Here is a 3266-nt window from a genome sequence, read left to right as displayed (position 1 = left end):
AGAAGTGGGTAGAAAAAGCACAAAAACTGTTTGCAGAACAAGCAAAAACAGGTGACGTTCGTGCCGTATATTACAGTACGATATTAAAACCAGATTTAACCCACGAGCAATATATTAACGCCATTATCAATGCAGCAGACAATCACTATTTTTACCCGCTTGTTGAATACTCTATTACTTTAAGAGAATCAGAAAAATCTAATCAAGAAATGAAGGAACTCGCTAGTGACCTTCTTAATTATGCACGCTTTTATAACTTTGTTCCTGCTATAGATGTTTAATGAATCACGAAGGTAAACATAAGCGAATGAAAGGCCCTCTTTACAAGGAACTTATGCAGCAGGGCATTGCAATGGGTTCAAATGACGCATGGGGTGGTTATAGTATACTTAGTCGTCATAATAACTCCCTAACTGAAACACAAAAATATATTGTAGCTAAAGCAAATTATTTATTTAATGGTGATGAGTTCGGCATAAGCTTTGTTACTCCTCCTAAAGGAAAAGACGCTTTAATTGTTGCGAATAAAAAAGCTCAAGAAAAGGCAGATAAGGTAAAAAAAGTAATCTTTATAGATGGTGCTCATTATCAAGTTCTTTATTAGCCTTTAATCACCTCAAGCAAATTATTGCCTAATTGTTTTTAGGTGTACTATACGCCATTAAAATCAATTAGCTTCTCAGTCCGTTAAGTTAAGGCCTTAAATGCATGAAAGTAACTATTACTACCCTATTATTAGTTTTCTCTTTTTTAGTCTTAAATGGATGCTCAAAAGCAACAACACCTCAACAAGCCGATATTGCTGTATTTGAACAATTTTTATCAGAAAATCCTATATCATCAGTAAGTCCAACCGTTGATATCGCAAGTATATACCAACAAGGTGACCCACTTTTTGAAAGTGTTTTGTACATCCAACGTAATCTTTGGGCTGAGGCAAAGAAACAACTTGAGCCGATGGCAAAGAACCAAAATCCTGACGCAAAATTTTGGTTAGCATCAATTACATGGGGAACGGGTATTAAAAACAACCCTATAGCTAAAAAGCTATATATGGAATCAGCGGAACAAGGTAACCCTTATGCAGCATTGTTTTTTTCGCCTAAAAACGATATTTGTCAAATGTACTATTCCAGTGAATGCAGTGAAAAATGGGTAGAGAAAGCACAAAAACTCTTTGCAGAACAAGCAAAAACAGGCAACGTTCGTGCCGTATATTACAGCACAATATTGAAACCAGATTTAACCCACGAGGAATATATTGATGCGGTTATTCAATCTGCAGAAAAGCATTATTACTACCCGCTCGTAGAGTATGCGAATAAAATTATCAATGAAGATAAGCCAAATAAAAACATGGAAGCTATGGCTGTGAATCTTCTTAATTATGCGCAATTTAATAACTTTATACCGGCTATTGACGCTTTGATGGGGTATGAGGGTGAAAAAAAACGTACTCAAGGTGAACAGTACAAAAGTCTTACAGAACAAGGAATAAACATTGGCTCAAACCATGCATGGCGAGTTTATCTATTAAATAGCATTAATGATAAATCCTTATCAAGCCAACAAAAATACTTCATAGCCAAGGCGAGTGAGTTATTTAATGGTTACGACTACGGCATTAGTTTTTCTATCCCACCAAAAGGAAAAGCAGCCTTAATTGCTGCGAATAAAAAGGCACAAGAAAAAGCAGATTCGGTAAAAAGAGTGATTTATATTGATGGTGCTCACGTACCTGAAGGTTAATTATTTTTTAATTTTTGAGCGCTTACTAAATGAACAGGAAGCGCTTTTTTAATCAATGATTAAAGCAAATTATTGCCCAGTAATTGTTAGGTGTACTATTGTGCATTAAAATCAATCAGCTTCTCAGTCCGCTAAGTTAAGGTCTAAATGCATGAAAGTAACTATTAGTACACTATTATTAGTTTTCTCTTTTTTAGCCTTAACCGGTTGCTCAAAAGCAACAACACCTCAACAAGCCGATATTGCTGTATTTGAACAATTCTTATCAGAAAATCCGATCTCAAGCATCAGTTCATCTATTGATGTAGCAAGTATCTATATGCCTGGTGATCCACTTTTTGAAGGGGTACTCAATATTCAGCGTAATCTCTGGGGAAAAGCAGAAAAAGCACTGAAACCGCTTGTTGATAAAAATGACCCCGATGCACTTTATTGGACGGCTTTAATCTCATACTCGGGAAGTATTAAAAGCACACCTATCGCTCGTAAGATGCTTATACAATCGGCAGAGTTAGGTAATCCATATGCGGCATTATTTTTTGCACCTGATAACCATCAATGCCAAATGTACTTCCCGAATGATTGCAGTGAAAAATGGGTGGAGAAAGCACAAAAACTCTTTGCTGAAAAAGCCAAAACAGGCGACGTTCGTGCCGTATATTACAGCACTACATTGAAACCTGACCTAACCCACAAGGAGTATATTGATGCGGTTATTCAATCTGCTGAAAAGCATTATTACTACCCGCTCGTAGAGTATGCGAATAAAATTATCAATGAAGATAAGCCAAATAAAAACATGGAAGCTATGGCTGTGAATCTTCTTAATTATGCGCGGTTTAATAACTTTGTACCGGCTATTGAGGGGCTTATAGGTAATGAGGTACAAAGTGGTCGTGAAGGTGGAGAAAGCTACCTTAATTACATAGAGCAGGGTATAAAATTAGGCTCAAATGCAGCATGGAATTTATACCAATTAAATAGCCTAGATAATAACTCATTAAATAATACACAAAAATATATTGTCGCTAAAGCTCTTGATTTACAAAACGGACGTTCTTTTGGTTTGCATGAAGTTATTGCACCTAAAGAAAAAGACGCCTTAATTGCTGCTAATAAAAAGGCTCAAGAAAAAGCAGATTCGGTAAAAAAAGTGATTTATATCGATGGTGCTCACGCAACAATGTTTTACTCACGTTTAGATATACAATAAATTTTCACCCATCAATTTAATTGATCTTAGGGCGCTTCTTAGATATTTAAGAAGCGCTTCTTAATCACCTTGAGCAAATTATTGCCCAGCAGAGATTAGATGTACAATTATGCATTAAAATCAATTAGCTTCTCAGTCCGTTAAGGCCTTAAATGCATGAAAGTAAATATTACTACCCTATTATTAGTTTTCTCTTTTTTAGTCTTAAATGGATGCTCAAAAGCAACAACACCTCAACAAGCCGATATTGCTGTGTTTGAACAATTTTTATCAGAAAACCCGATATCAAGTATCAACCCTTCTA

General features: G+C 35.7%; 3 protein-coding genes and 1 pseudogene. All 4 read left to right on the top strand.

Annotated features, from left to right (window positions below; translation table 11 throughout):
* Positions 1 to 281, top strand: a pseudogene (locus C9J38_RS21855) (hypothetical protein); the annotation flags it as partial.
* Positions 282 to 307: 26 nt separating this feature from the next.
* Entirely contained in the window at positions 308 to 604 is a 297-nt protein-coding gene (locus C9J38_RS21375; RefSeq protein ID WP_146144077.1) for a hypothetical protein, read from the top strand.
* Between the two features lie 104 nt (positions 605 to 708).
* Complete coding sequence (locus C9J38_RS21370; RefSeq protein ID WP_107208802.1) at positions 709 to 1749, top strand: sel1 repeat family protein; 1041 nt, start codon at positions 709 to 711, stop codon at positions 1747 to 1749.
* Between the two features lie 151 nt (positions 1750 to 1900).
* On the top strand, positions 1901 to 2962 hold the full coding sequence (locus C9J38_RS21365; protein ID WP_107208801.1) for a hypothetical protein: 1062 nt from the start codon (positions 1901 to 1903) through the stop codon (positions 2960 to 2962).
* The last annotated feature ends 304 nt before the right edge of the window (positions 2963 to 3266 follow it).

The organism is Photobacterium sp. GB-210, assembly GCF_003026075.1.
GTDB lineage: Bacteria > Pseudomonadota > Gammaproteobacteria > Enterobacterales > Vibrionaceae > Photobacterium.
This window is presented reverse-complemented; position numbering and strand designations above follow the sequence as displayed.